Origin of the sequence: Peribacillus sp. FSL E2-0159, assembly GCF_038643155.1 — a bacterium.
GTDB lineage: Bacteria > Bacillota > Bacilli > Bacillales > DSM-1321 > Peribacillus > Peribacillus simplex.
This window is the reverse complement of the sequence record NZ_CP152053.1, coordinates 554400-578839: the sequence shown is the minus strand read 5'-3', so window position 1 is coordinate 578839 and position 24440 is coordinate 554400. Positions and strand designations below refer to the sequence as shown.

The 24440-nt window shown below is 40.7% G+C and carries 21 protein-coding genes, 2 pseudogenes, 1 riboswitch and 1 other annotated feature; of the genes and pseudogenes, 7 read left to right on the top strand and 16 right to left on the bottom strand.

Annotation, left to right across the window (positions count from 1 at the left end; all coding sequences use genetic code 11):
- Nucleotides 1–704: 704 nt before the first annotated feature.
- Nucleotides 705–1019: a hypothetical protein gene (locus NYE63_RS02875; protein ID WP_342604002.1), complete on the bottom strand. Its 315-nt coding sequence runs from the start codon at nucleotides 1017–1019 to the stop codon at nucleotides 705–707.
- 405 nt (nucleotides 1020–1424) lie between these two features.
- On the opposite strand from NYE63_RS02875, the pseudogene NYE63_RS02870 reads away from it, so the two are divergent.
- Nucleotides 1425–1541 (top strand): annotated as a pseudogene (locus tag NYE63_RS02870) (hypothetical protein); the annotation flags it as partial.
- Between the two features lie 120 nt (nucleotides 1542–1661).
- Here the strand turns inward: NYE63_RS02870 and NYE63_RS02865 are convergent.
- Nucleotides 1662–2897 carry a trypsin-like peptidase domain-containing protein gene (locus tag NYE63_RS02865; RefSeq protein WP_342604001.1) on the bottom strand — a complete coding sequence of 412 codons (1236 nt, stop codon included), beginning with the start codon at nucleotides 2895–2897 and terminating at the stop codon, nucleotides 1662–1664.
- A 191-nt stretch (nucleotides 2898–3088) separates the two neighbouring features.
- On the bottom strand, nucleotides 3089–3760 hold the full coding sequence (locus tag NYE63_RS02860) for a hypothetical protein (protein WP_342604000.1): 672 nt from the start codon (nucleotides 3758–3760) through the stop codon (nucleotides 3089–3091).
- A 189-nt stretch (nucleotides 3761–3949) separates the two neighbouring features.
- Here NYE63_RS02860 and NYE63_RS02855 point away from each other — a divergent pair, with 189 nt between their 5' ends.
- Nucleotides 3950–4306: a hydrolase gene (locus NYE63_RS02855; RefSeq protein ID WP_342603999.1), complete on the top strand. Its 357-nt coding sequence runs from the start codon at nucleotides 3950–3952 to the stop codon at nucleotides 4304–4306.
- Nucleotides 4307–4382: 76 nt separating this feature from the next.
- Here NYE63_RS02855 and NYE63_RS02850 read toward each other — a convergent pair whose 3' ends face one another.
- From NYE63_RS02850 to NYE63_RS02835, 4 genes and pseudogenes are all read right to left on the bottom strand, one after another.
- The gene (locus NYE63_RS02850) at nucleotides 4383–4835 is read right to left on the bottom strand and encodes a helix-turn-helix transcriptional regulator (RefSeq protein ID WP_063235308.1); all 453 of its coding nucleotides are present in this window, start codon (nucleotides 4833–4835) and stop codon (nucleotides 4383–4385) included.
- Between the two features lie 848 nt (nucleotides 4836–5683).
- Nucleotides 5684–5938, bottom strand: coding sequence for a YciI family protein (locus NYE63_RS02845; RefSeq protein ID WP_342603998.1), 255 nt, complete (start codon nucleotides 5936–5938; stop codon nucleotides 5684–5686).
- Between the two features lie 13 nt (nucleotides 5939–5951).
- Nucleotides 5952–6163: pseudogene (locus NYE63_RS02840) on the bottom strand (aldehyde dehydrogenase family protein); the annotation flags it as partial.
- Between the two features lie 154 nt (nucleotides 6164–6317).
- The gene (locus NYE63_RS02835; RefSeq protein WP_342603997.1) at nucleotides 6318–7301 is read right to left on the bottom strand and encodes a ketoacyl-ACP synthase III; all 984 of its coding nucleotides are present in this window, start codon (nucleotides 7299–7301) and stop codon (nucleotides 6318–6320) included.
- A 350-nt stretch (nucleotides 7302–7651) separates the two neighbouring features.
- Between NYE63_RS02835 and NYE63_RS02830 the strand changes: the two genes are divergently transcribed.
- Nucleotides 7652–8182 carry an NAD(P)H-dependent oxidoreductase gene (locus NYE63_RS02830; RefSeq protein WP_342603996.1) on the top strand — a complete coding sequence of 177 codons (531 nt, stop codon included), beginning with the start codon at nucleotides 7652–7654 and terminating at the stop codon, nucleotides 8180–8182.
- Nucleotides 8183–8254: 72 nt separating this feature from the next.
- Here NYE63_RS02830 and NYE63_RS02825 read toward each other — a convergent pair whose 3' ends face one another.
- The 6 genes from NYE63_RS02825 to NYE63_RS02800 form a co-directional block, all read right to left on the bottom strand.
- On the bottom strand, nucleotides 8255–8614 hold the full coding sequence (locus tag NYE63_RS02825) for a helix-turn-helix domain-containing protein (RefSeq protein WP_098370430.1): 360 nt from the start codon (nucleotides 8612–8614) through the stop codon (nucleotides 8255–8257).
- A gap of 323 nt (nucleotides 8615–8937) precedes the next feature.
- Nucleotides 8938–9942 carry an ABC transporter permease gene (locus tag NYE63_RS02820; protein WP_342603995.1) on the bottom strand — a complete coding sequence of 335 codons (1005 nt, stop codon included), beginning with the start codon at nucleotides 9940–9942 and terminating at the stop codon, nucleotides 8938–8940.
- A gap of 1 nt (nucleotide 9943) precedes the next feature.
- Nucleotides 9944–11446 carry a sugar ABC transporter ATP-binding protein gene (locus NYE63_RS02815; protein WP_342603994.1) on the bottom strand — a complete coding sequence of 501 codons (1503 nt, stop codon included), beginning with the start codon at nucleotides 11444–11446 and terminating at the stop codon, nucleotides 9944–9946.
- Between the two features lie 56 nt (nucleotides 11447–11502).
- Nucleotides 11503–12615 carry a sugar ABC transporter substrate-binding protein gene (locus NYE63_RS02810; protein WP_342603993.1) on the bottom strand — a complete coding sequence of 371 codons (1113 nt, stop codon included), beginning with the start codon at nucleotides 12613–12615 and terminating at the stop codon, nucleotides 11503–11505.
- A 115-nt stretch (nucleotides 12616–12730) separates the two neighbouring features.
- Nucleotides 12731–12836, bottom strand: a riboswitch (SAM riboswitch).
- A gap of 95 nt (nucleotides 12837–12931) precedes the next feature.
- Nucleotides 12932–15673 carry a GTPase domain-containing protein gene (locus NYE63_RS02805; RefSeq protein ID WP_342603992.1) on the bottom strand — a complete coding sequence of 914 codons (2742 nt, stop codon included), beginning with the start codon at nucleotides 15671–15673 and terminating at the stop codon, nucleotides 12932–12934.
- Between the two features lie 495 nt (nucleotides 15674–16168).
- Nucleotides 16169–16342 (bottom strand): hypothetical protein, encoded by a 174-nt coding sequence (locus NYE63_RS02800; protein WP_164468807.1) that lies wholly within the window; start codon nucleotides 16340–16342, stop codon nucleotides 16169–16171.
- A 207-nt stretch (nucleotides 16343–16549) separates the two neighbouring features.
- Nucleotides 16550–16796: a binding site (T-box leader), on the top strand.
- 98 nt (nucleotides 16797–16894) lie between these two features.
- Between NYE63_RS02800 and brnQ the strand changes: the two genes are divergently transcribed.
- The 4 genes from brnQ (at nucleotide 16895) to rluF (ending at nucleotide 21171) form a co-directional block, all read left to right on the top strand.
- Nucleotides 16895–18229, top strand: coding sequence for a branched-chain amino acid transport system II carrier protein (gene brnQ, locus NYE63_RS02795; RefSeq protein ID WP_342603991.1), 1335 nt, complete (start codon nucleotides 16895–16897; stop codon nucleotides 18227–18229).
- Between the two features lie 120 nt (nucleotides 18230–18349).
- On the top strand, nucleotides 18350–19282 hold the full coding sequence (locus NYE63_RS02790) for an aldo/keto reductase (RefSeq protein ID WP_342603990.1): 933 nt from the start codon (nucleotides 18350–18352) through the stop codon (nucleotides 19280–19282).
- Between the two features lie 172 nt (nucleotides 19283–19454).
- Nucleotides 19455–20354 carry a DMT family transporter gene (locus tag NYE63_RS02785; RefSeq protein WP_342603989.1) on the top strand — a complete coding sequence of 300 codons (900 nt, stop codon included), beginning with the start codon at nucleotides 19455–19457 and terminating at the stop codon, nucleotides 20352–20354.
- 109 nt (nucleotides 20355–20463) lie between these two features.
- On the top strand, nucleotides 20464–21171 hold the full coding sequence (gene rluF / locus NYE63_RS02780; RefSeq protein ID WP_342603988.1) for a 23S rRNA pseudouridine(2604) synthase RluF: 708 nt from the start codon (nucleotides 20464–20466) through the stop codon (nucleotides 21169–21171).
- 195 nt (nucleotides 21172–21366) lie between these two features.
- Here the strand turns inward: rluF and NYE63_RS02775 are convergent, their stop codons facing one another.
- Genes NYE63_RS02775 through NYE63_RS02765 form a run of 3 tightly spaced genes read right to left on the bottom strand, consistent with a single transcriptional unit; the run spans nucleotide 21367 to nucleotide 24437 of the window.
- A complete protein-coding gene (locus tag NYE63_RS02775) occupies nucleotides 21367–22335 on the bottom strand; it encodes a sugar phosphate isomerase/epimerase (RefSeq protein ID WP_342603987.1) in 969 nt (322 codons plus the stop codon).
- Between the two features lie 21 nt (nucleotides 22336–22356).
- Nucleotides 22357–23397, bottom strand: a complete 1041-nt coding sequence (locus NYE63_RS02770) for a Gfo/Idh/MocA family oxidoreductase (protein WP_342603986.1) — start codon at nucleotides 23395–23397, stop codon at nucleotides 22357–22359.
- A gap of 17 nt (nucleotides 23398–23414) precedes the next feature.
- Nucleotides 23415–24437: a Gfo/Idh/MocA family oxidoreductase gene (locus tag NYE63_RS02765; RefSeq protein WP_342603985.1), complete on the bottom strand. Its 1023-nt coding sequence runs from the start codon at nucleotides 24435–24437 to the stop codon at nucleotides 23415–23417.
- Nucleotides 24438–24440: the final 3 nt, after the last annotated feature.

Below are 24440 nucleotides of genomic sequence, written 5' to 3'. Positions count from 1 at the left end.
ATGGTTGCCGCATTGTACAAAATGCTATATTCATGCTTCAATCCCCTTATGACCCAACACTGATCAATATTATATATATATAAGGAAACAACGAGTGTGAAATGTAATTGATTCTTTCTTCTCGCATTACTTATTGACCTGTCAGTATTCCTAAAGAGGTCATGGGTGGAAATAATTCAGGTGTCAGTTAAACTTGTTGTAACTATAGTCAAGTTGTTTAACTATCAATTTCAGTAGGACAGGACAAAAACTATTTTGGTTCAATCAACTCCGACTTTTGAAAACTCACTACTCAAAACCCCATATTGATAACGGAATCCCTTTTGTATCTTCAAGTAAAAGTACATAAAAAAACCACAAAAAAAGGACTTTTTAAAAGTGTCCTTTTCTCGTGGATATAGTTCAAAATGTAATGTGAAAACTTCCTGGCGTTCAGGCAGTTTGGTTTGAATGTCCAAGCACATCGTATGTATTTCAAAGGGTTGCTGAAATATTTTTTTTGTACATAACGAGTGCAATATATTGTATTGAATTAAAAAGCAGCCAACTGGTAATTAAACCAGGTCCTATACGGAATGAAAGCGCATTCAATTATTCATATTAAATTGATTTAAATTCTTCAGAAAGGCGAACAGCTGGTTATGTTCATCCATGTTAGTTAATCTGAAGATAGAATGCCATTTCATTACGCTATATTCCTGGTTTTAGTTACTGAATTCTGTACTTCTTTTTGTTTGAGTTTTAGCCTTTGATTTAATTTTTATGATTTTAGTCGTTTCCGGTACAATTCTTTCACCTTTATGTGTATTCATTACCATTTCTTCTGTCAGGACAAAAAATATACCAACTAGAAAAATTGCAGCTGCGCTTAGTGTGATGGCAATTCCAACAGCGGTAAATATATAATCTTTATTGTAATCGCTTACAAAGAAACTTAAAGCAAAAATAATAATTCCGATTACACAACCTGTGCCCGATACCCATTTCACTGCATCTAACATCTTCTGATTAGCTTCCATAATTTCATCCCCTTTCTTTCTATTTTATGACATTTCACAATTTTGTCAAATCTTTTCTATTTTTTAACATATTCACGATGAAAACCTTGACAAATAGAAGGCGCCACTATTCACTTTTAGGTATTCAAGACTATATCAAGAATTTGCAAAACAGTACAAATACACTATCTATTTTTCCGATAGTAACCTTTTGTATCCTATTAAATAAGGGTTTGTACAATTTGAACGTTGATTTCCACTCCAGGCACTCGCTTTCCGCGGGCTGTCCAGGAGCCTCCTCGGCGCCTTTGCGCCTGCGGGGTCTCCCCTGGACTCGCTTTCCCCGCAGGAGTCTCGCACCTTCCGTTCCACAACTTTGGTTTAACTTTTAGATAAAAACTTTTTGCCTAAATCTTTATTGTTCCAAAAGAAAAGTATGGTATATGTTGGACTACTTTAATGGGACTTAAAAATTTGTCGATGCAGGCGGTGCTTACTTTCGCTGCCTTTAATTTAAAGAAGATGGCCAAATGGACATGGTAAGTTCCAAAAATCGCCTAAAATTCAAAGGGAATTTCAAAAGGGTTCGGAATTTTATAATTCCGAACCTCTTTTGTATACAAACTGAGGCCCCTGATCGATACTCAGGGGTCTTACCACTTTCTATCGTTTTTGCAAGGTTAACGTTACCGTTTTCTCTTCAGTACCCCGATATACTTTAACCTTTACTTTATCGCCGATTTTCTTATCTGTATATAAGTACTTCCTTAATGCAGCGGCTGTATTTATTTTCGTTCCATCAATCTCAACGATGATATCCTGTTGCTTGAGCCCTCCATTCGCCGCAGCCGATCCTGCTTCTATACTCGTCACCATTACACCGGACTTTACGGCTTCAGGAACATTTTGAATGTAATATTGCGGCAGTTCTTCCATACTAGCCAAACTAACTCCTAAATATGGACGCGTGATTTTTCCATTTTCAATCAGCTCCGTAACAATCGGAATCACATCATTGCTTGGTATGGCAAACCCTAAGCCTTCCACACCGTTTTCGGAAATCTTCAAGCTGTTTATGCCGATTACTTCCCCAACGGTGTTAATCAATGCACCGCCGCTATTGCCGGGGTTGATCGCTGCATCTGTTTGGAGGACATCAAGTTCCCACTCCCCATCCGAGGTATCGACTGAAATGGAGCGTCCGGTCGCACTGACAATCCCTTGTGTAACCGATCGTGAAAAATCAAGTCCAAGTGGGTTGCCAATTGCCAATACTTCTTCACCTGGACGCATGCTATCAGAATTACCGAATTTAATTCCCTCCGGTGCTTTCGAGGCATCAATTGTCAAAACCGCTAAATCCGTCAAAGCATCCGCGCCGACAACCGCTGCCGTTGCCTTTTGTCCATCATACAATGAAATTTCGACTTCCTTAGCTCCTTCAATAACATGATTGTTCGTGATGATATAGGCTTTCCCATCAGCTTTTTTATAAATGACCCCTGAGCCAGTACCGCTCTCTACCGTTTCGCTCTCCGTGCTTTGCTGCTGGTACGGGTTCTGGTTTTGCATCTCCTGTAAATTCACGACCCCTACAATTGATTTGGATGCTGATTCGACCATCTCTGCCCTATCATTTGAATCCGTACTTGTCGATAACTTTTCTGCCGTGACACTTTTATCCTTTTCAACACTTTCCGTTTGCTGTACACCTGCCGTTTCTGTTGCCTCATTCACTGAACTTTTCCCTTGATCTATAAAATCCCCGCCAAATAGAAATACAGACGATGTAACCATAGAAGCAACCGTTCCGGAAACAAGACTGGTTATCCAAAGAGATTTACCCTTTTTCCGTTCTGCCTTGACTCTGACTTGCTCATCACCATTATAATTCTCCATCTTTATCCCTCCTAGGATTGTCCTTTACTTGGCTCAATCATAAACAGTAATTATTAAAAAATTCTTAAGAAAATAAAGAATAAGGTGACCTTTTTACAAAAATTATAAAATTTTATCGAATCCTGTACTTTACCGCGCCACAAAATAAAAAGGCCTCAACAGGGGCCTTTAATCCGACCATTCAGTTATCCTTACATGACTTCATAAACTTCTTTAGTCTTCTTATTCACGCCATACCAGCCCCAAGTGGTTTTGTGGCCACTTTTCTGACTAGGTTCATCCACCTCGAATACATGAAAAATGTAATCTCCCTTTTCGGCATCATGATCATATTCGATATGTAAATGCGGGAAATTTTCCATGTCCACATAATCCTTCACAAGCTTTTCCGCCTGAGATTTACTTAATGTACTGACCGAATCCTTGCTTCCTATGCCTTTTGTTTCCGTTGCCGCCTTATATTCTACTTTGGATCCGTCCTCGGTTTCTTCCTCCGCAGGTTCGTCATTCCCCTCTACGGTTTCTATCGTGGCGGAGTCTGATACCGGGTGCATTTCCACCGCCTTTGAAACCAATAGTTTACCTTCCCGGTATTTTGCTTTATATACGGTTGCTTCTTCAAAATCTCTTTTAGCCGAATCAAAATCCTGCTCGTCGTATTTCTTCATTCCACTTGCCAGAAAACCTGAAAGATCCATTAACTCCCTTGCTTCCGGTGTTTTTGCTTCTTTATACGCTAATTCAAATGCCTCGTGGGCTTCTAAATAATTTTCCTCATTCAACTGACTTTTCCCTAGATCCATATTGGAATCATAATTCCTTGTTACGCAGCCTGAAGCAATCAACATCAAAAAAATAAACATGATTGACCTCTTCACTATATCACTCCTCATTTTCCCATAATATTCTGTAAATCCATCTTAAACCATTTGATAAGAAATCCGATACCTCTATTTCCTATCATTTTCATTAAGGAAATGTTTACTTCCATGATTAAATTTTTACAAATAGTGGTACAGAATAGATAAACGCTTGAAAGGATGATACGCAGAATGATGCAGGAAAAACAGACCTATCATGTCGATTTGGTCAGCGGCGACGTACTTGGACAAAAACTTGAAGAGAATCCGAGCTTCACTGTACACGCAACCGATGAGGAACTTGCACAATTGAAACAATGCTTGGAGGAACACCGGACAGATGACCTGGAGTCCTATGCCCGTTCACATGTGCCCTACCTTCTCTATCATCATGACCGGGCAAATGATAAATACGATGCAGCCATGAAAAGGCTTTATGCCCTCATTTATAAATTAGGGGATGAAACGGCACGAAACCATATTGAAGAAATCGGCATATTGAAAGATAACAAATTCGAGGGACAAGAGGAAGTGCAAAAGTTCAAATAAGAAATATGAACAGAACCTGAAATTTAAAGGTTCTGTTCTTTTATGATTACGTTTCAAAAGGTTTAGCAGAGTTCTTTCAATCTACATATTTATCTTTCAAATAATCTGAACCAATACCACCAATAACCATCAAGGCTAATGGTAAAAAATTCGATACAACTGGCATACTTTTTAAAATGGTAATATCCGTGCCAACAAATTTGTTAAGGCCAAAAATAATTAATTTTGACACTAACAAAAATGCTCCTAGTAATAACACGATATCAAAAAACATTTTCCTTTTTGGAAATGCTAACTGCTTACTTTCCCGTATTATTTTTTCTTTCAATTCTTCGTCACTCCTTAATAATTCATCTACCGTAATTTGAAATAAATCACTTAAATTAATGAGTACTTCAATACTTGGATAATTTTTTCCCGTTTCCCATTTCGACACAGATTGGCGACTCACATGAATCTTCTCTGCAAGATCATTTTGTGACCAATTTCTTTTTTCCCGTTCTTTTTTTAATCGCTCGCTAAATATCATAATGAGTTCATCGCCTTTCCTTACTCCTAGTATTGTGAGATGAATTATGCAAAGTAAAGATAGTAATAAGCGCATTACTATGCAACTTATGAGTGACACCGAAGAAAACCTTGATATATTAAGGGAATCAATTGAATTTTCTGGAACTGCTGTAGAAAGCTAAATAAAAGAGAAAGTGCATCCAGTCAACAAGAAAGTAGTGGAGACCTTGGAAAAAGTGCAGCTACTCACAGACTGAAGACAAATTCGAAGAAGCGGTACGAATACAGTTTTTTTTCTTTTAAAAAACGTTCCAGTTGATTTCAGAAATTCGCTCGCTTTCCGCCGACTGTCTGCCAAGCCTCCTCGACGCAAGCGCCTGTGGGGTCTCGGCTATCCGGTTATTCGGCAGGAGTGCCGCAAATTTCTTCAATCTAAGAGTAGTTATTGTAAGAAGCTACTCAATCATATAATTTTTTAATCCAACAAGCCATCTTACTATCACATATATCAAGAATTAGCTAATTAACCTCAATTCAAAAAAAGCCTTGTATAGACAAGACTTTTAATCCTATTTTTTATAAATTCCGCTTGTTTAATTTCAAGAAATTTCGCTCTTTGAACCTTTTTACACTAATACTTTTTCAAAGTATAACAACTGGCAATTATCAACGGTTAGTAAGCTCATACAAATATCGTTACATTCAAACTCTAATTGTAGAACTTTATCTTTTCGTTATGAAGTTGAAATGCACATGCAAAAAAAAGGTTGCCTCAGCAACCCTCACCATAATGAAGGAACTGTCTCCAGCTCCCGGTATGAATTCATTGTGATGAACGTAATAATTAGTTCTCATAACGTTTCATTATTAAATGTTCCACTCTTTTAATTCCAGTCTACGAACTTTATGTACAACGTGGGGATCATTTTCCGCTAATGAGAGTGCTTCTTCAAATGTGTCTGCAATATAGACAACCAAGCCGCCTGAGCCATCCGCAAAAGGTCCTCTTGCAAAAATCTTCCCTTTACGATCAAGTTCGTTTAAATACTCGATATGTTTTGGACGCACTTCTATATTTTTTTCAGCATCAATCATGTGTAAAATTGCTGCATAATAAGCCATGCTTCACCACTCCCTAATTTCGGTTCCAGACAACCAGCTTCATTTCTGTCATTTTTCAACTGCATATTTTAATCCTTCACGGCCAGTTCCACTTTCCTTCACTCCGCCGTAATTCATATTATCCACACGGAATGTCGGAATGTCGTTGATCATGACTCCACCAACTTGTAAATTTTCTGCTGCATCCAGTGCTGTACGTACATCGTTCGTATAAAGGCGGGCTTCCGCCCATTTGGAGATTTTGAACTCCCTTAAGATAATTCAAAGACACCATACCTATTAGTACGGTGTCTTTTTGTTATTTTAGTATCCTTGTTAACTTAAACTGGCCCTTTAGATCAATAAGAACAAAGCTGCTGATCAGTAACAGAAAAAAGTATTATAGGGTCCAATTGATAAGCAATCCTGCTTGTGCTAACCCACCACCGAAACCATATAATAAAATCTTCTCACCATTACTGAGCTTCCCTTCACTTACTCCTTGATCTAAAGCTAATGGTATTGTTGCTGAAGAAGTATTTCCATATTCCACCAAGCTATATAAAGTACGCTCAATTGGAAAGCCACTTCTATCACATATTGACTCAATCATTCTTAAATTTGCACTATGCGGAACAAACCAATCAACATCATTCAATTGCAAATCAGTATTTTTCATCACAGTTTGCATTCCTTTTGGAACAGTAGTAACAGCCCATTTATAAACCTCACGTCCATTTTGAACAAGATTACCACTATTATTCAAGTCTTCACCATTTATACGTGTCGATAGGTTTGTACTATATAAATTTTTTCCGCCTTCCCCTTCCGAATATAAATGTGAAGAAATAAAACTTGGCTGTTTTTCATCATATTCTACAAGAACTGCTCCTCCACCATCTCCAAATAAAATACAAGTGGCTCGATCTTCATAGTCCATGATTTTAGATAAAGTATCAGCTCCAATAACAAGAACTTTCTTATTTAAACCAGATGTTACTAATCCATTAGCTACATGCAATCCATAAGTAAATCCTGCACAAGCAGCGTTTAAATCAATAGCTCCAGTATTCTTAATACCTAGCTTTGCTTGGACTAAAGAAGCTACACTTGGAGTGTTGAAATCAGGTGTAAAGGTACAGACAATAATCATATCAACATCTTCGACAGATTTATCATACCGTTCCATTAAATCCTTTACAGCTTTATAACTTATATCACTAGTAAACTCTTCTTCATGTGCAATTCTTCGCTCTTTAATACCAGTACGTTTAACAATCCATTCATCATTGGTTTCAACCATCTTTTCTAAGTCCTTATTTGTTAACCTTTTTTCTGGAACATAAGAACCTATCGCAGTAATACGTGCTTTGGATTTGAACATAAAATAACCACCTCGTGTTATGAATTGCATCATTTTTATAACTGATATTAATACCTGGTACTAATTATAAAGTAAAAAAAATCTTATGCAACTACCGATTCCTTTAAACCCATAAGAAAAAGATCTGAACGACAAAGAACGATCGCAGCTGTTAATATAAGAAGACTCTGCGCCTAAATAGTAAGGTATATCGTAGCCAGAGCATCCTGTTAAAACATACGCTTCTTGGTTGTTCTCATTTTGATTTAACACTCTCCTTTAGGTAAGTACCTATACTAAAAGTGCATACTTACGTACTTGCAGAGTGCACTTTATACTTAAGATAAATAATAATTAAGGAGGATAAATCTTTGAAAACTCTTGTTATCGTATCACACCCAAGTCTAGAAACATCCGTCATAAATAAGCGATGGGTAGAAGAGCTCCGGAAATATCCGGAAAAGTATACAGTACACGAATTGAATAAGGTTTACCCTGACGGAAACATTAATGCGGAAAAAGAACAGCAATTAATCGAATCGCATAGTAATATTGTTTTACAGTTTCCTTTTTATTGGTTTAATTGTCCGCCTCTCCTAAAAAGATGGCTTGACGATGTTTTTACTTATGGTTGGGCTTATGGTTCAAATGGAGGCGATAAATTAAAGAATCGCAAAGCTGCTTTAGCTGTATCTGCCGGAATTAACAAAGAAGATTATAGTGAAGAGGGAAGATATCGCTATACACTTGAACATTTATTATCTCCCTTTGAAACTACCTTCCTATACTGCAATGCAGATTATTGTTCATTCTTTGCGTTTTATGGTGCTGAAAATGAGCCGTCCGCAAGCGAATTGGAAAAAAGCGCACAAGATTATTTGAATTTTGTCGACAACCTTTAATAGGCAGTTCCATTAAAGAAGTATTTCCTTGTTAGGGAAATACTTCTTTTGAATTAATCAAAATAGCTACACCTACGGCTGTACAGACTCCTGAGCTGGCAAACTGTTTTTTTCTCCCCACTCGCACATCAAATTTAACAATGGAATGAGAGATAGACCACGTTCAGATAATGAATATTCTACTTTTGGGGGTATTTGGGGAAATTCCTTGCGTATGATAAGGCCGTCTGCCTCCAACTCTTTTAACATGATGCTTAGTGTTTTAAAGGAAATGGTACCGATACTCCGCTTCAGCTGATTATGCCGCATAACCTTATTTTCAGACAGCCAATACATTATGATCATTTTATATTTGCCGCCTATTAAGGACAACGTATATCCAAAGCCAGTGTCATTTGGTTTCACGCCAGTCGGAACACAGGTTTCACGCATAAGTTTACACTCTCCTTTAGATAAGTATAGGATATGAATGTTCATACTTTACAATAGATCATTATCAATCTTATTAAAAGGTAAAGTAAGTTCTCTATAGAAATTTACTATTGTGGTCAATGTTTATACTCCAAAAATGAGGGAGCAAAGGGTCCTCCTGCCTTAGCGAAAGTAAAAAGATTTCATTATTATTAAGTAAAATGATGAAGATGCGAAATTTTATATCCATGACCCATCCCTTTTAAAAAAAGAAAAATCCTATTGCATATCCAACAGGATTTTTATCAATCTTCAAAATTCACAATTATAGGATTTCTGTCATTTTAGTGTTTTTGTTTGTAATAGGTTACCGCGAGCGCAAGGGCCAGCACTGTTCCTTTGACGATATCCATCGCATAATACGGAACGGACATCATGATCAAACCATTTTGAAGGATTCCGATCAGGACTGCTCCGACAAAGGTTCCAAATGCATTCGGTTTTCCCGCTCCTAAAACGGAGGAACCAATGAAGGCTGCTGCAACGGCATCCATTAAATAGGGGGACCCTGAATTGATTTCCGATGTCATGACCCTTGAAGCAAGGACAATCCCCCCGATTGCAGCTAATAGAGCTGAAAGCAGATAGGCAAGGATTTTGTATTTATTGACCGATATCCCGGAAAGTCTCGCCGCTTCCTTATTTCCCCCAATAATGTACATATAACGACCGTGCTTCGTATAAGTCAAAAAGATATGTGTGGCTATCACAATGACTGCCATGATCAGGATTATCCATGGTACCTGTCCAATTTTGGCGAAAAACGGGCTGATCAGTCCTGTTGCGAATGTCCCGTCGGGCATGACCATATTTTGCGAGACCGTGGCCCCCTTGGTATAAGTAAGGGCAATTCCCTGGATAATGAACATGGTAGCCAATGTCATCAGCATGTCGGGAATTCTCAATTTAACGATCATGAATGAATTCAAAGCCCCTACGACAAGTGAGGCGCCGATCGCAGCTAATATGGCGATTAATGTATCCTGCGAAAACCAGACAAACATTGATATGACGATGGCATTGGCCAATGATGCGACGGAGCCGACGGAAAGGTCGAAGCCATCCACGGTCAGGGATATCGTAATGCCAATCGCAATGATGGTCACGATTGAAATGGAACGCAGGATGTTGATCAGATTATTCGTTTGAATGAAAGATGGATTGGACACGGCAAAAATTCCAATCAGAATGATAATCGTCAATATTGTGCCGTATTTATAGAAAAAGTCGAATAGTTCCACCTTTTTCTTCGCTTTCGCTGTCTGTGTAACAGGAATGGGTATGCTCATTCTATTTTCCTCCTGTTGAATAGAATAATAGTTCTTCTTCATTCGTTTTGCTCGTTTCTAATTCGATGACTGTGCTCCCGTCATATAACACATATGTCCGGTTGGTAATGCCAATGATTTCGGAAAGCTCGGATGATGCATAAATAATCGCTTTCCCATTCCTTGCAAGCTTTGCAATCAATTCGAATATATCCTTCTTGGCTCCAACATCGACCCCTTTCGTTGGTTCATCGAATATGTATACATCCGCATCGGCCATAAGCCATTTCCCAATGGCAACTTTTTGCTGGTTACCACCTGAAAGGTTTTCAACATTCACTTCTCCTGAAGGAGTTTTAATGCCGAGACTTGCGATCATTTCCTTCGCCTTTTCCTTTTCCGCCTTACGATCCACGAAGCTGAACGTCTTGCAGAATTTGCCGAGACTGGCTGCGGTCAAGTTCGCCGAGACTGATTCCTGAACGAGGACCCCTTCTTTCCTGCGTTCCTCAGGTACAAGTGCCAGACCGCTTTTTACTGCTTCGTGCGGTGATTTTATAGAAAGCTTTCGACCATTCAGGATGACTTCGCCCGCTGTGATCGAAGTATGACCGAAAAGGGTTTTACACAGCTCCGTTTTCCCAGCCCCGACCAAACCTGCCAAGCCGATTATCTCGCCTGCTTTAATATTCAGGCTAACATTTTTAACTTTCTCTGCATCTGACAATCCCTTCACTTCCAGAATAACGTCGCCAATCGAAGTATTCACTTCAGGAAACTGTTCATCCATGGTTTTCCCGAGCATGTTCTCTACCACTTCGGTACGGGTTATGTCCTCCTTTTTCCGACACATGACACGCTCCCCATTCCTCATGATCGTAATTTCCTCACAAATTTCAAAAATCTCAGGCAGACGATGTGAAATGAAAATGATTCCCACGCCTTTTTGCTTTAATTCATTTACAATTCGAAAAAGTTCTGTCGTCTCCGTATGACTTAACGGAGCAGTTGGCTCGTCGAGAATCAGGAATTTGCATTCTGTCGAAACGGCTCTTGCTATCAGGACCATCTGTTTTTCAGCCAAGGTAAGGTCTCTTACCAGCTTTTTCGAAGGGACACGAATTTTCATATCTTCAAGAATATTAGCGGCTTGGTTGTGCAGCTCTTTCCATTGGATTCTCTGTTTTTTCCCCATGTTTTGGACCATATCATTCAACATTACATTTTCCCCAACCGTTAAATAAGGGATGAGGGCGGTATCCACTTCCTGATAAACAATTTGAATGCCTTGTTCCTGAGCCGCTTTTGGAGAGCGGATATCCCGCTTCATCCCATCAATAAAAATGTCACCTGAATAATGAACATGGGCTCCCGATAAAACTTTCATTAACGTCGATTTCCCTGCTCCGTTTGCACCGACCAATGCGTGGGCTGTCCCTGATTGTACGGAAAAATCGACTTCACTCAGCGCCTTCACCCCCGGAAATTCAATCGAAATCTTCTTCATTTCTAGTTGCGTGCCCATGTCCATTCCCCCTTATTGAACAGACACTCCCTTCACTGGAAAGAGAGTGTCTCTTTTTACTTTTTATAATGATCTTTCAAAACCTTCATCCAATCTTCTTCAAATTCCGTGGATACACCCCAGCCATCGACAATACCAGACAGGTTTGCCATGTTTACCGCTTCTTTTGAAGCTTGGATTTGCTTTTGTGAAATAAGTGAAGCATCCAGGTCATATGTTTGCGGCGTTTCTTCTCCCGCTAATTTTTTAGCCAATATCCTCATATTCACTGCACCGATCAACTTGGGATCGACTGCTGCCGTGTAGGACCACGAGCTATCAGCTGATTGGATTTCCTGGAGATCTGCATTAGATACATCAATTCCATATATCTTCACTTCATCTCGGCCCGCTTCTTTAATCGCCCGGGCTGCACCGATTGCAAAGGCATCCCATGTTGCGAAAATGGCATCCAATTTACCTTTAGGGTATTTATTCAGCATTGCTGCTACAGCATTTTGTGTCTGAACCGAAGTATCAGCAGATGCCACTCCGAATCTTTCGACTTCTTTAATCCCAGGATTTTCTTTTAATTTTTCCTGATAGACTGCATTTCTTCTTACCATTGGAGGAAAACCGTCCACCCAAAGATATGCAATTGCCGCTTCACCTTTCTGCTCTTTTATCAGTTTATCAAAAGCCAGTGTTGCCAATGCTTCATCATCTTGTGAAGTTAATGTCACACCTTCTATTTTAGATAGATCGCTTATTGAATCGAATGTGACAACGCTTTTACCTGCATCAACCAACTTTTGAACGTCATTCACAGTTGCTGCATCATCACCATGGGAAATGATATAGCCGTCGTAATCTTCCTCCAAAGCCTGCGCTATCGCATCATGGAATTTAGCCGTATCACCATTTGCTGTATACGTATCCACTTGAAATCCCAGTGCTTCTCCCTCTTCTTTTGCCCCCGCCAGGTATTGAGCCGTATGATCATCACCGCCTATTTTACGGATCACTTTGATTCTGGCTCCATCCCCATCAGCAAATCTTTCCGGGACATTTTCAAATGATACTTTTTCTTCTTTCTTCGATTCTGTGGAACTCTGCCCTGTAGAGCAACCCGTTAAAAGCAATGCCGAAGCGATTGCTGAAATAAATATCCCTTTAATAGACCTTCTCATCTTGTTTCCCTCCATTTTTCCTTATTATTCTTATCAGTTAAGTTGGTGTAAATCCCAAAATAAAAACCTCTCTAATATAGAGAGGTTTAATCGGCTGTTTTGCAGACTTGTCCCTCTCTTATCTGTCAAAACATTTCTGTTTTGCAGGATTTAGCACCAATTCCTAATGGAACGGTTGCTGGGCATCTTAGGGCCAGTCCCTCCGCCACTCTTGATAAGAGATATATTGTGTTACGTTTTCGTAATTAACACTTTATAGGGATATAGTCGTAAAGTCAATAGATTTTTGAATATTTGAAATGTTCCCCGTTATTTTTTATTTTCTTTGAAGCTGGGCTAGACGCTTTTTCTCAATTTTTTCAAGCCTCTCCAACTGCCTTAATTTCACTTCGAACAAAGTGATCGGGTCACGGTAAACTTCCGGATTTTCTTTCATATGCTCCAATGCAGCCTGGTAGTCTTTTATTTCAGTCTGCGTTTGCTCTATCGTTTTTTGAAGTAAAGCAAATGAACTGCGATAGAAAAGTGAGATGTCCCGATCCAAAGATTTTTCAAACAATCCAAATTGGGTAAGGAAACGTTCCGTGATCATTTCGGCAACATCCAGGTAATCTTCACTTTCCAAGTATTTCTTATAACGATTGTACATATTGGCTTTATTTTGCGGTATCGCTCCAAACAGCTTCCCTGCTCCTTTAAGCAGCAATTGTGATGGAGTCCTGCGCAAAAGGATATTAACGTTTTCGATGCGGATACTGCTTGTCATCCGGTCGGCATCACGGCGCCAGTCATCCAATACCCTGAAGTCACCTGCCAGCGTAATCCGTTCTTCTTTGTATAAATCATTGAATCCGGCACTCATCTCATCCATAAACTGCTGGCTTTGTGAGAACTCCATTTGGGAACTGGCAATCCAGTCTTGAAGAGAACGGTAATATTGAGGCATGATCTTATCAGAAATGAAGTTTTGAATCCGCTCATTCATTTCCTGGTTTAACTGTACATGGACCTGACTGAAATCACTGCTTTCCGTTAACGATTTAGAGCAATCCCTCAGTAATTCAGGAATTTTAGTAGAAAGCTGATTTTTCACTTCATCCTTAAGCAGACGATACGACCTTGTGATATTTTCACTTTTTTCTTTTTCCAAATCAGCCAGTTGATTGACCGCCCCATTCAGCTTGACTTCCATCTGTTCATTCCAAGAGATGGAATGCTCGCATTTCCGCTCATTGGCTGCCCGTTTTTCTAACAGATAAGATAAAGTCTTACGAATGAATGCTAGGATTTTTTCAGATCTTCTTTCCTTCCAATTATCATCTTGATAATTCGATTGAAGGAAAGCTGAAAGGTCCTTCAATTGCTGCTTGCTGTCATAAAGTTTGGAGAAAGCGAATACTTTCGCATTCGGGAAATATGCATTCACTTTATCCCATGTTTCGTCTTCCATCCGGACTGCGACCTGATCACTGTATATTGTATCCATTTTGTTTAATAAGAAATGAATCGGCAGTTTCGGTGCCATCATTTGAATTTCCAATAACAAATCCCGTTCGCTGCCGGTGAAAGGCGCCCGGGCATCAAGAACGAACATCAATCCATCACTGCCATGTAAATAGCCTTGGAAATCGGATTCCACGCTTTTTTCCCCATTGAACCCCGGTGTATCCAATAATCGCAGACTATTATTTCTTAGGTAGTCACTGATGATCGTCACATCGACAATAGTCCCGCGCTGGCGGCGTGTTTCATCCAATTCAGTTAGCTCCATGACAACTTTTCTATCTATATCGGTAATTTCAAGGATTTCCAAATCATCCCCGTCTTTGACACTGACTAATGACGAATGATCTTCAGCGGCAATGCTCTCACCAACAATTGACTGAATAAAGGATGTCTTTCCATTTCCTGTACTTCCTACAAGAAGAAGATTGAAATTTTCGGTATTCTTAAGCCCCTCGACCATCCATTTAAGCTTATTGCCAACCCTTAAATCATTATCTTCAGCCCACTGGATAATGGAATTGAACAGCTTCTCTCCCGCTTCCAGTCCGCCTCCCAATTTAGGCGATTTCGCCAACAGGCTTTCTGCATCCTGAATGACCAGAGCATTGATCGTATCCGGGAAGATTTCATTCCAGGACAACGCGGATGCCGCCGCAAACAGCGAGAGCTCCCCATCTGCTATTTTGAGCCAGTTTTCCAGCAACCTTGGCACGACAGGACTTAAATCTTTGATTAGGTGCGTTCCTTCTAACAGACCTGCATATGCATCCCTGTAATAGCCGGAAAGCTCATCCCATACATCCGCATGGTTTAATTCGATGGTATCTATCAAGTTATTAATCACTCTTAGCCATTCGAAATAAGAATCCGTATATTTATAATTTTTCCACAGGGCAACCGTCACCTTTTCGAAACGTTCCTGGTCGAGTGTGTATAGCGAACCAAGGACAGTTGAAAAATAATCCGGTTCCATCGATTGGGCAACACCCTGCTGGATATACGTTTTCAGCACATCGAACCAGCCCATTGATTCTGTACGGATACTTTCATTCGCCGCTAATACCACAGCACTGTTCCAATCCTTTTGTTCTTCAAAAAAGGCACGTGCGATTTCCGTGACATTCGGGTAGTCCGGTTGAAACTCGACTGCTTCTTTCACTACTTTGGAAGCCAGGTCATTTCTCGATTCCACTATGTACAGGGAAAAAAGTTGCAAAAGAACCTCTGTTTTCAAGACCGCTTCATTCGTATCGACAGATTTATAGATATCCTCTGCGGTTGAATACATTTCCAGTTCAAAATAAGCATCAGCAATGTTTTTCTTCGCCCATGAACCAAGTTCCCCTTCTATGTTTTCCCATTTGAAAATGGCTGCTTCATAGTCATGATGCTGAAAATACACTTCTCCTTGAGCAAATCGAATTGCGGTTAAATCCGCTCTTTCCTTTTTTTGTTCCACGAGAAACATTTCACCCAAAGCTTGAATGGGGTGCTTCCTTGTATCCTCAATCATTGTTTCATAATATTTTTTACCGATCAGCCGTTCGTCCATCTTTATTCCCCCGATATATTTCATATTTTCAATTAAAGGATCATCACTGATTCTATAAGCCTTCTAGTAGACCTAACATTCAATTTATAGGTTCCTTTAGTTAAAAAATTATTTACAAAACCCTAAAATATTATTTTAGCAAAACAATATGGTAACAACATGTCACTACTCTTACAATTTTAAAACAGAAACAAACACAACTGTAATGTTTTTAATAAACCGATACAAAGATGTCATTTCCATATTCGAGAAAATATGTTTTTTCTAGTTTTACCACATATCAGATAGAGGTGAGCGAACCATTCTTTATACCTCTAAATTACCAGAAGCCCAGCCCTCCAACTACCTATAAGCGGTAAAAAACAACATCACTCTGCCTTGTCCATTACTAAATCCCCATTTTTGCGTTCATATAAAAAAGCAGTACCCTCATTCATGAAAGGTAACTGCTCTCTGATAAGCTCCGAACAGTCATTGTCCTTTGACAAATTAGGATTATACCCCTGTACGCTTACGTTGGTTATTCGGCTTTTTGGTCAACTGGCTTTTAAGTTGTTTCGTTTTCTTCACAACGCCTGTTTCCAGTTTATCTTTACTTGATCCTGCTTGCTTTTGAGCCAGTTTTTGTTTGACTGCATCCGCCAGGCTTAATTTTTTATTTTCAGACATACTGTTGTCTCCTTTAGTGTTCTGCCTTCTATTATAATATAGTTGCGATTAGAAAGATAATAGGGAGTAATATCCTATTCTTTTTCAAAAAACACTCTTGATAAAGGAAGTTTCGCCAACTGGGGACTAATTTCCTGCTCCTTTAAAAGGATTAATGATAAATTATGTTGACTTCATAATCAGAATTCGCTAAATTATCTTTATATTATAAAATCTATGAAGAGAAAGAGTAAGATGAGAACCCTGTTCCACAGAGAGTCGACATGTGGTGGAAGTCGATGTCCAAGGCCTATCCGAAAATCATCTCTGAGATGCAAAGCTGAAAATGCAGTAGGCTTTGACGGGTTTCCGCCGTTACAATGGATCACGTATGAATTCGTACGTTGACTGAGTGCCGCAGCTTCTTTGAAGTGCGGAATATGGGTGGTAACGCGAGCACAAACTCGTCCCTGATTTTCAGGGGCGAGTTTTTTATTTGCACAAAACACTTTAATTAGCCTTTTTCAGGCCAGTCGGCGAGAGTTATCATTTTTAAAAAAAGGAGAAATCACCATGAAAAAAACAGACACATTATTTATCGGCCTTATGCTTTTCTCAATGTTCTTCGGAGCGGGGAATCTCATATTCCCTCCATTTTTAGGAGCATCTTCGGGAACTTCTTTCTGGCCAGCCATTGCCGGTTTTGTCGCCACCGGAGTCGGCCTGCCAATTTTGGTGCTTCTTGCAGTCTCACTTGTTAAAGGCGGGGCACAAACTATCGGTGCCCGTGTACATCCTCTATTCAGCACGTTGTTCATGGTGGTCATCTATTTAAGCATCGGGCCATTTCTGGCAATTCCACGGAATGCGAATGTTGCCTATGAAATGGGCTTCAAGCCATATCTTGGCGACTCAATGAATCAACCACTATTTTTATTCATGTTCACAACCATATTTTTCATCATCGTTTATGCTATTTCATTGAATCCAAAAAAAATGGAAACCTTCATGGGACGCTGGATTACACCCGTTCTACTTTTGTCCATGGTCATTCTCTGTGTCGTTGGGTTCGTAAAGCTTGATGCTCCATTCCAAGCTCCAACCGAAGCATATGCTGCAGGAGCATTTTCAAAAGGGTTCATTGAAGGTTACAACACGATGGATGCTCTAGCCGCCTGGGCTTTTGGGATCGTCATCCTTACTTCAATCCAGCAAAGGGGTATCTCCGAACGAAAACAATTGACGAGATATACAGTAAAAGCGGGTCTTATCGCTGGTGTTTTGCTTTCTTTAGTTTATATCTCCTTAGGGTTAATGGGAGCACGCATGGCAGCCGATGGGACATTCGAAAACGGAACGGATATCCTCACTGTCGCATCCACCCTTTTACTTGGAACCGGCGGGAAGGTCCTTCTCGGCATCATTTTCACTTTAGCATGTTTCACCACCGTCGTCGGATTGACGACTGCTTGCGGACAATATTTCTCAAAACTTTTCCCCAAGCTGAACTACAAAACCGTCATTCTGATTGTAACAATGGTAGGTTTCATCCTTTCAAATATGGGTCTGAATCAAATTTTAAAAGTATCGGTACCATTCCTTGTCATGGCCTATCCGTTAACGATCGTCCTGATTGTCCTGACATTCTTCAGCCGTCATTTCAAAAACCCGAAGAAGGTTTATCGCAGTGCAATGACTTTCACAGGAGTTTTCGCCTTGATAGATGGACTGAATGCATTCGGTTTACAATTAGGACCCGTGCAAACCTTGAGTTATTTCCTTCCCCTTTCTGCCTACGGCATGGAGTGGATCATCCCTGCTCTAGTCGGCACAGCCTTTGGCCTACTGCTCAGTCAAATCGGACAAATAGCTCCAGCGGAGGAGTTGGAAATCGAAACATTATATTAATGAAGGAAGCAGGTGATTTTATGGATCACCTGCTTATTTTTTTACATGCCTACACTGCTTTATTTTGGAAATCGACATCCGCTTTTTGTTATGATGGGGTCAAAGGAGATGATAAGTAATATGTCTAAGCAAACCCGTATTGGTAAAACCGATCTGTATGTAAATCCGATTGGCCTTGGCACGAATGCAATTGGCGGACATAACCTATTCCCTAATCTAAGCGAGGATACAGGAAGGGATGTTTTGAGAACGGCATTGGAAGAGGGAATTAACTTTTGGGATACAGCTTACATTTACGGTCCTGAGCGTTCAGAAGAACTTATAGGTGAAATCCTTAAAGAGAGGCGCAAACGCGAGGATATAGTCCTTGCCACTAAGGGGGCACACAAATTTGTCGATGGCAACATCGTCTTTGATAACTCTCCGGATTTTCTGAAAAATGCCGTGGACTCGAGTCTAAAAAGGCTCCAGACAGACTACATCGACTTATTCTATATCCATTTCCCTGATGAGGATACCCCTAAAGATGAAGCAGTAGGTGCCTTAAAGGAATTGAAGGATGCAGGCAAAATCAAGTCAATCGGCGTCTCGAACTTTTCGTTCGAACAATTGAAGGAAGCGAATAAAGACGGCTATGTCGATGTCCTGCAATCCGAGTACAATCTATTCAAACGGGAGGCAGAGCAAGACCTACTGCCATATACAGCCGAAAATAATATTTCCTTCATTCCTTATTTCCCCCTTGCTTCCGGTCTGCTCGGCGGCAAATATAATCAGGAATCAACATTCGAGGACGGCAGGGCAAAAAGTCCGCTTTTCCAAGGACAAGCCTTTGTAAGCAACCTGCAAAAAGTGGAAGAAGTACGGGCAATCGCCAACAGGAAGCATGCCGATGTCGCCGATGTGGTACTAGCTTGGTATTTAACTCGGCACTCGATAGATGTACTGATTCCCGGAGCGAAAAAGCCAGAACAGGTCACACGCAACTTACAAGCATTGGATGTCGATTTAAGCATGGATGAAATCGCCGAAATCAGTGCCATTTTCGCTTAATATAGATGTGAAAAGGCTGTTCAGATCAAGTTGAACGGCCTTTTCTTTATTTATCCTGCTCCTTTGGTCCATCCTTGTACAAAAATTGACTACTAGGCTCTCTATATTGCTTAAGTACTTCTGTTTTGTTATATTTTATGAATATTCCATCAATTAAGGAAGAGGCAGTCTGATGAAAAAATCTATTGTTATTTTATTTCTTATCTTGGCAAATTTGTTTTGGGCCGGTAATTACATTTTCGGAAAATACGTTGTGACCGAACTTTCCCCGATCCAACTAACATTTACACGATGGCTAATAGCCGTTTTCTTATTGTTTCCTTTAGCCCAATGGATTGAAAAGCCAAACTGGAAGAGTGTATGGAAAACCTGGAAGTTACTATTAGTCATGGGTGTGCTCGGAATCATCAGTTATAATTTTTTCCTTTATTGGGCTCTGACCTATACAACTTCCATGAATGCCGCTCTTGTCAATTCCATGAACCCTGCCTTAATTGTTCTTTTTTCCGCTTTGCTGTTAAAGGAGAAAATTTCATCCCTCCATGCACTCGGACTTATCATATCTTTATTCGGCGTTTTATTGGTCTTGACAAAAGGACACCTTCTGGATATTTTCCAGCTCAATTACAATAAAGGCGACTTATTGATGATCCTGGCGATTCTCGTTTGGACCTTCTATTCAATAATCGGTAAAAAACTGAGAAACATTCCGATCATCTCAGCCACTGCCGTTTCCGTATTTCTCGGATTGATTCTCGTCGCTCCATTCGCCATTGGCTCGGGAATGAACCTTAATTTAAGCAGTAAAGCCATCACAGGTCTCTTATATATTGGAATCTTCCCGTCTGTCGGTTCCTTTATTTTCTGGAACATTTCCCTTCGTCATATCAATGCCAGCCAGGCTGGAATTTATCTAAATCTGATTGCTGTATTTACCGCCATTCTTAGCCTGATTTTAGGGCATGCGATTACTATCGTCCAAATTCTAGGAGGTCTCCTTGTCTTCATTGGCGTCTACCTGACAAGCAAAAAGAAAAAGGAAGATCCGGCAGCTCTCACGAAGAACATGTAATCCAGTAATTCTCAACAACGAACGCTTTCTTGTCTTTTCCCCTTGTCTATGCACCATGATTTACGTTATCCTTTAAAGAAGAAAATCTGAATGAAAAGGTGTGCTTTAGTTGAGGATCAATAAATATATCAGTGAATCCGGAATTACCTCGCGACGCGGCGCAGACAAATGGATAGCCGAGGGCCGTGTGACGATTAATGGCACTGTAGCTGAGCTAGGCAGTCAAGCTGAACCCGGCGATGATGTTCGTGTAGATGGCAAGCCGATAAAAGTGGAACAGCAAAATGTCTATATTGCACTGAATAAACCGGTAGGGATTACAAGTACGACGGAAAAACACATTAAAGGGAATATCGTTGATTTTGTAAATCATCCGCTTCGCATTTTTCACATCGGACGGCTGGACAAAGACTCAAGCGGTCTGATCCTTCTTACAAATGATGGAGACATCGTAAATGAAATCCTTCGTGCAGAAAACAAACATGAAAAAGAATACATCGTAACCGTGGATAAACCACTTACCGCTTCCTTCATTAAAGATATGTCATCCGGAGTGGAGATTTTGGATACGAAAACACTTCCATGCAAGGTTGAACAGTTGACAAAATATACATTTAACATCACTTTGATGCAAGGACTGAACAGACAAATCCGCCGTATGTGCTCCGCACTAGGCTATGAAGTCCGTGATTTGCATCGAATCCGGATCATGAACATCCATTTGGACGGACTGGCGATCGGACAATGGCGCGACCTGACCGAGGATGAATTGACGGAACTATTTAAGGAATTGGATTATACTCCAAGGCAAAGATGATAAAGAAGATGCCCCCAGATATATCTGGGGGCATCTTCTTTTTAAATTAAAAAGAGTTTCCAGCAATAATTTGCTTTTTTATTCGTAGTTTTGCTGATTTACTCGTGAATTTTGCACTTTTACTCGTGAGTTTCACGAGTAAGGGCCAAAATAAAAAGCAACCTGCAATAGGCTGCTCGTTATCGGCTATACAAATTATACCCACCATAAATCAGTTGGACTTTCGTTGATGAGTACAGTTTTCAGATTGGTTACGGCCCGTTGGAATCCTTCTTCAACTGACATTAGCGGATCTTCGTGTTCGATGCTGACGACGTAATCGTAACCGTATGTGCGAAGGGCGCTCATGATGTCGGACCACTCTTGCAGGCTGTGGCCGCATCCTACAGAGCGGAAGTTCCAGGCACGGCTCTGGATATTTCCATATGGCTGCATGTCGGTTAATCCATACATATTGATGTTATCCTGATCCAAGTATGTGTCTTTAGCGTGGAAGTGGTAGATTGCTCCTGCTTTCCCTAGGATTTTGATGGCCCCGACTGGTTCGATGCCCTGCCACCAAAGATGGCTTGGATCAAGGTTGGCGCCTATTGCATTAGATGTAGCTTCCCGCAGTTTTAACAAGGTGTAGGGTGTGTGGACGAGAAAGCCCCCATGCAGTTCAAGACCGATTTTTATATTGTGCTCATCGGCAATGGCGGCTGCTTTTTTCCAATAGGGGATCAATTTTTCTTCCCATTGCCATTTCAGCACATCTGTATACTCATTCGGCCATGGGGCGACAGGCCAATTTGGATATTTAGCTCCTTCGTGATCACCGGCTGTACCAGAAAAGGTATTGACGACCGGGACGTTCAGCAAAGATGCAAGCTTGATTGTTTTAATCAGTATTTCATCACTTTCTTTAGCGAATGATTCATCTGGAGAGATTGGATTGCCGTGGCAGCTGAATGCACTGATTGTTAACCCTCTTGTTTGAACGGATTCGAGGTATTTTTGACGTTTTTCTTCACTTTCCAGCAGTTCATCGAGTGGACAGTGGATATTTCCTGGATACCCGCCTGTACCGATTTCAACTGTTTTTAATCCCGAATCCGCGACATAATCAAGCATATCCTCGAATGATTTTTGAGCAAATAGTACTGTAAAAATCCCTAATTTCACAAGCCCCACCTCACCTTTTCATTAATTTATGCTCATGACCTTCCCACTTGCCGAGCTTCGATAAATGGCTTCAATTATTTTTGAAACTTTCATGGCTTCCGATGGTTTTACCAATGGTTCTGCCAACCCCAGGCAGCTATTAATAAAGTTCTCTGCCTGTTGCAGGTCTGGTGTATCCTCCCCAGGCATCCATACTGCCTCACTATTTAGAAGCATGCCGTGCTTAGCCTGATTCAAGACTAACGGGAACACATCAAGTCCGCCCTGCGTTCCGGATAAACTCAAAACAGTTGCTTCTTCACGGATATTCGCTGCCCAAGATGTTTCGAATAATAGGGATGCTCCGTTAGCAAATTTGATATATGCCGTGGCATGGTCATCCACTTCAAATACGGAGGCATCGAAATTCCCCCATAAATTGACCTGATCGACACCCTTACTGACATAATTATATGTCGAACCTACGATTTCAATCGGTTCTGGGTCATCCATCAGCCATAAAGCCAAATCAAGCAAATGGCAGCCGTAATCGATCACGCTTCCCCCGCCTTGCAATTCCTTGCTTGTAAACACTCCCCAGCCAGGGACTTTACGTCGTCTGATTGCCTGTACACGCGCTACATATGGTTCACCGATTTCACCGGCCTGAATCATTTTCTTTGCAGCCTGGGCTTCCTTCATGAAGCGGTAATGATAAGCAGTTGATAAAACTTTACCCGATATGTTTGCAGCCTCGGTTATTGCTATACATTCCTCAGTTGTAATGGCCATTGGCTTTTCGCATAACACATGTACACCCGCTTGCAGAGCAGCAATGGAAATCTCCGCATGGAACTTGTTTGGCGTTGCAATCGTAACGGCATCCACTTCAGCAAACATTTCTTCATAATTTGTGAAAACTTTCTCGATATGAAATTCACGCGCCACTTCTCGCGCCTTCATTTCATCGATATCCTGAATGGCGTATAAAACCACTTTATCTTGAAATTTTTGAAAAGCTGGGATATGCCTTTTTTGGGCAATTCCGCCAGCACCGATAATACCCATTTTTAATTTGTACATGATGACTTTTAACCCCTTTATAAGCGGATGATTTTTCGGGATGCATTTGATTCCATCGCGCCAAGAATGACTTTTAATGATTTTAATCCTTCAACTCCTGAGACAAGAGGCTCCTCATTGTCCACCATACATTTTACAAAGTGGCTTATCACTTCGGAATCATGCTGTCCTTCTGAGTCATTAGTCTGGATGCTTCCTAATTGAATGGTTTCTGTCTTTCCATTATCATGATGGATGATCAGTGAGTATTTCGGATCGTCTTCAAGGCGCAATACCGCTTTTTCCGCATAAATGACTGTAGCATTGTCTTCTTTTGCATAAGACCAGCTGGCGGTAAGAGTTCCGATGATACCGCTCTCCGTCCGGAGGATACAGGCCGCACTGTCATCAACGTCCGTATTTTTCTTGGCAGTCGTTTCCACAAAGGCTCCCACTTCAACAAATTCTTCTCCAAGGATAAACCGTAATAAATCAGCTTTATGAACGCCTAAATCGCCCATTGCACCAATGACTGCCTGATCCTTCTTAAAAAACCAGCTTTCCAGTCCGTCCACGCTCCAGGTTTCCGGCCCGGAATGTCCAAATGCCGTCCGGAAGCTATAGACCTTCCCTACCTCCCCGCTCTCAATAAGCTGTTTCGCTTTTTGATGAGAGGGAACAAAACGCTGATTATGACCAATCATTAGTATTTTGCCACTTTTCGCTGCTGCTGCATTCATTTTTTCAGCGTCTACCAAAGAAGTAGCCATTGGTTTCTCACAAAGGACATGCTTACCAGCTTCCAAGGCCGCAACTGTGATGCGTGCATGCAGGTAATTCGGTGTACATACGCTGATCGCTTCAATCTCCTCATTCTTCAAAAGTTCTATATAATCAGTATATGCTTGCGCGCCATACCTTTGTGCTGCTGCATTCGCCCGGTCCAGCACAATATCACAAACGGCAATGATCTCAGTTTCCTGATGTGCATCATACTCCGGAAAATGCCTGTTTTTTGCGATACTCCCGCATCCAATGACTCCTACCTTCACTTTGCCCATTTT

Coding starts and splice junctions, on each gene's coding strand:
- NYE63_RS02875 (WP_342604002.1), bottom strand. CDS start 1,019: ATGGAAGCTAATCAGAAGATGTTAGATGCAGTGAAATGGGTATCGGGC.
- NYE63_RS02865 (WP_342604001.1), bottom strand. CDS start 2,897: ATGGAGAATTATAATGGTGATGAGCAAGTCAGAGTCAAGGCAGAACGG.
- NYE63_RS02860 (WP_342604000.1), bottom strand. CDS start 3,760: ATGTTTATTTTTTTGATGTTGATTGCTTCAGGCTGCGTAACAAGGAAT.
- NYE63_RS02855 (WP_342603999.1), top strand. CDS start 3,950: ATGATGCAGGAAAAACAGACCTATCATGTCGATTTGGTCAGCGGCGAC.
- NYE63_RS02850 (WP_063235308.1), bottom strand. CDS start 4,835: ATGATATTTAGCGAGCGATTAAAAAAAGAACGGGAAAAAAGAAATTGG.
- NYE63_RS02845 (WP_342603998.1), bottom strand. CDS start 5,938: ATGGCTTATTATGCAGCAATTTTACACATGATTGATGCTGAAAAAAAT.
- NYE63_RS02835 (WP_342603997.1), bottom strand. CDS start 7,301: ATGTTCAAATCCAAAGCACGTATTACTGCGATAGGTTCTTATGTTCCA.
- NYE63_RS02825 (WP_098370430.1), bottom strand. CDS start 8,614: ATGCGTGAAACCTGTGTTCCGACTGGCGTGAAACCAAATGACACTGGC.
- NYE63_RS02820 (WP_342603995.1), bottom strand. CDS start 9,942: ATGAGCATACCCATTCCTGTTACACAGACAGCGAAAGCGAAGAAAAAG.
- NYE63_RS02815 (WP_342603994.1), bottom strand. CDS start 11,446: ATGGGCACGCAACTAGAAATGAAGAAGATTTCGATTGAATTTCCGGGG.
- NYE63_RS02810 (WP_342603993.1), bottom strand. CDS start 12,615: ATGAGAAGGTCTATTAAAGGGATATTTATTTCAGCAATCGCTTCGGCA.
- NYE63_RS02805 (WP_342603992.1), bottom strand. CDS start 15,673: ATGGACGAACGGCTGATCGGTAAAAAATATTATGAAACAATGATTGAG.
- NYE63_RS02800 (WP_164468807.1), bottom strand. CDS start 16,342: ATGTCTGAAAATAAAAAATTAAGCCTGGCGGATGCAGTCAAACAAAAA.
- brnQ (WP_342603991.1), top strand. CDS start 16,895: ATGAAAAAAACAGACACATTATTTATCGGCCTTATGCTTTTCTCAATG.
- NYE63_RS02790 (WP_342603990.1), top strand. CDS start 18,350: ATGTCTAAGCAAACCCGTATTGGTAAAACCGATCTGTATGTAAATCCG.
- NYE63_RS02785 (WP_342603989.1), top strand. CDS start 19,455: ATGAAAAAATCTATTGTTATTTTATTTCTTATCTTGGCAAATTTGTTT.
- NYE63_RS02770 (WP_342603986.1), bottom strand. CDS start 23,397: ATGTACAAATTAAAAATGGGTATTATCGGTGCTGGCGGAATTGCCCAA.
- NYE63_RS02765 (WP_342603985.1), bottom strand. CDS start 24,437: ATGGGCAAAGTGAAGGTAGGAGTCATTGGATGCGGGAGTATCGCAAAA.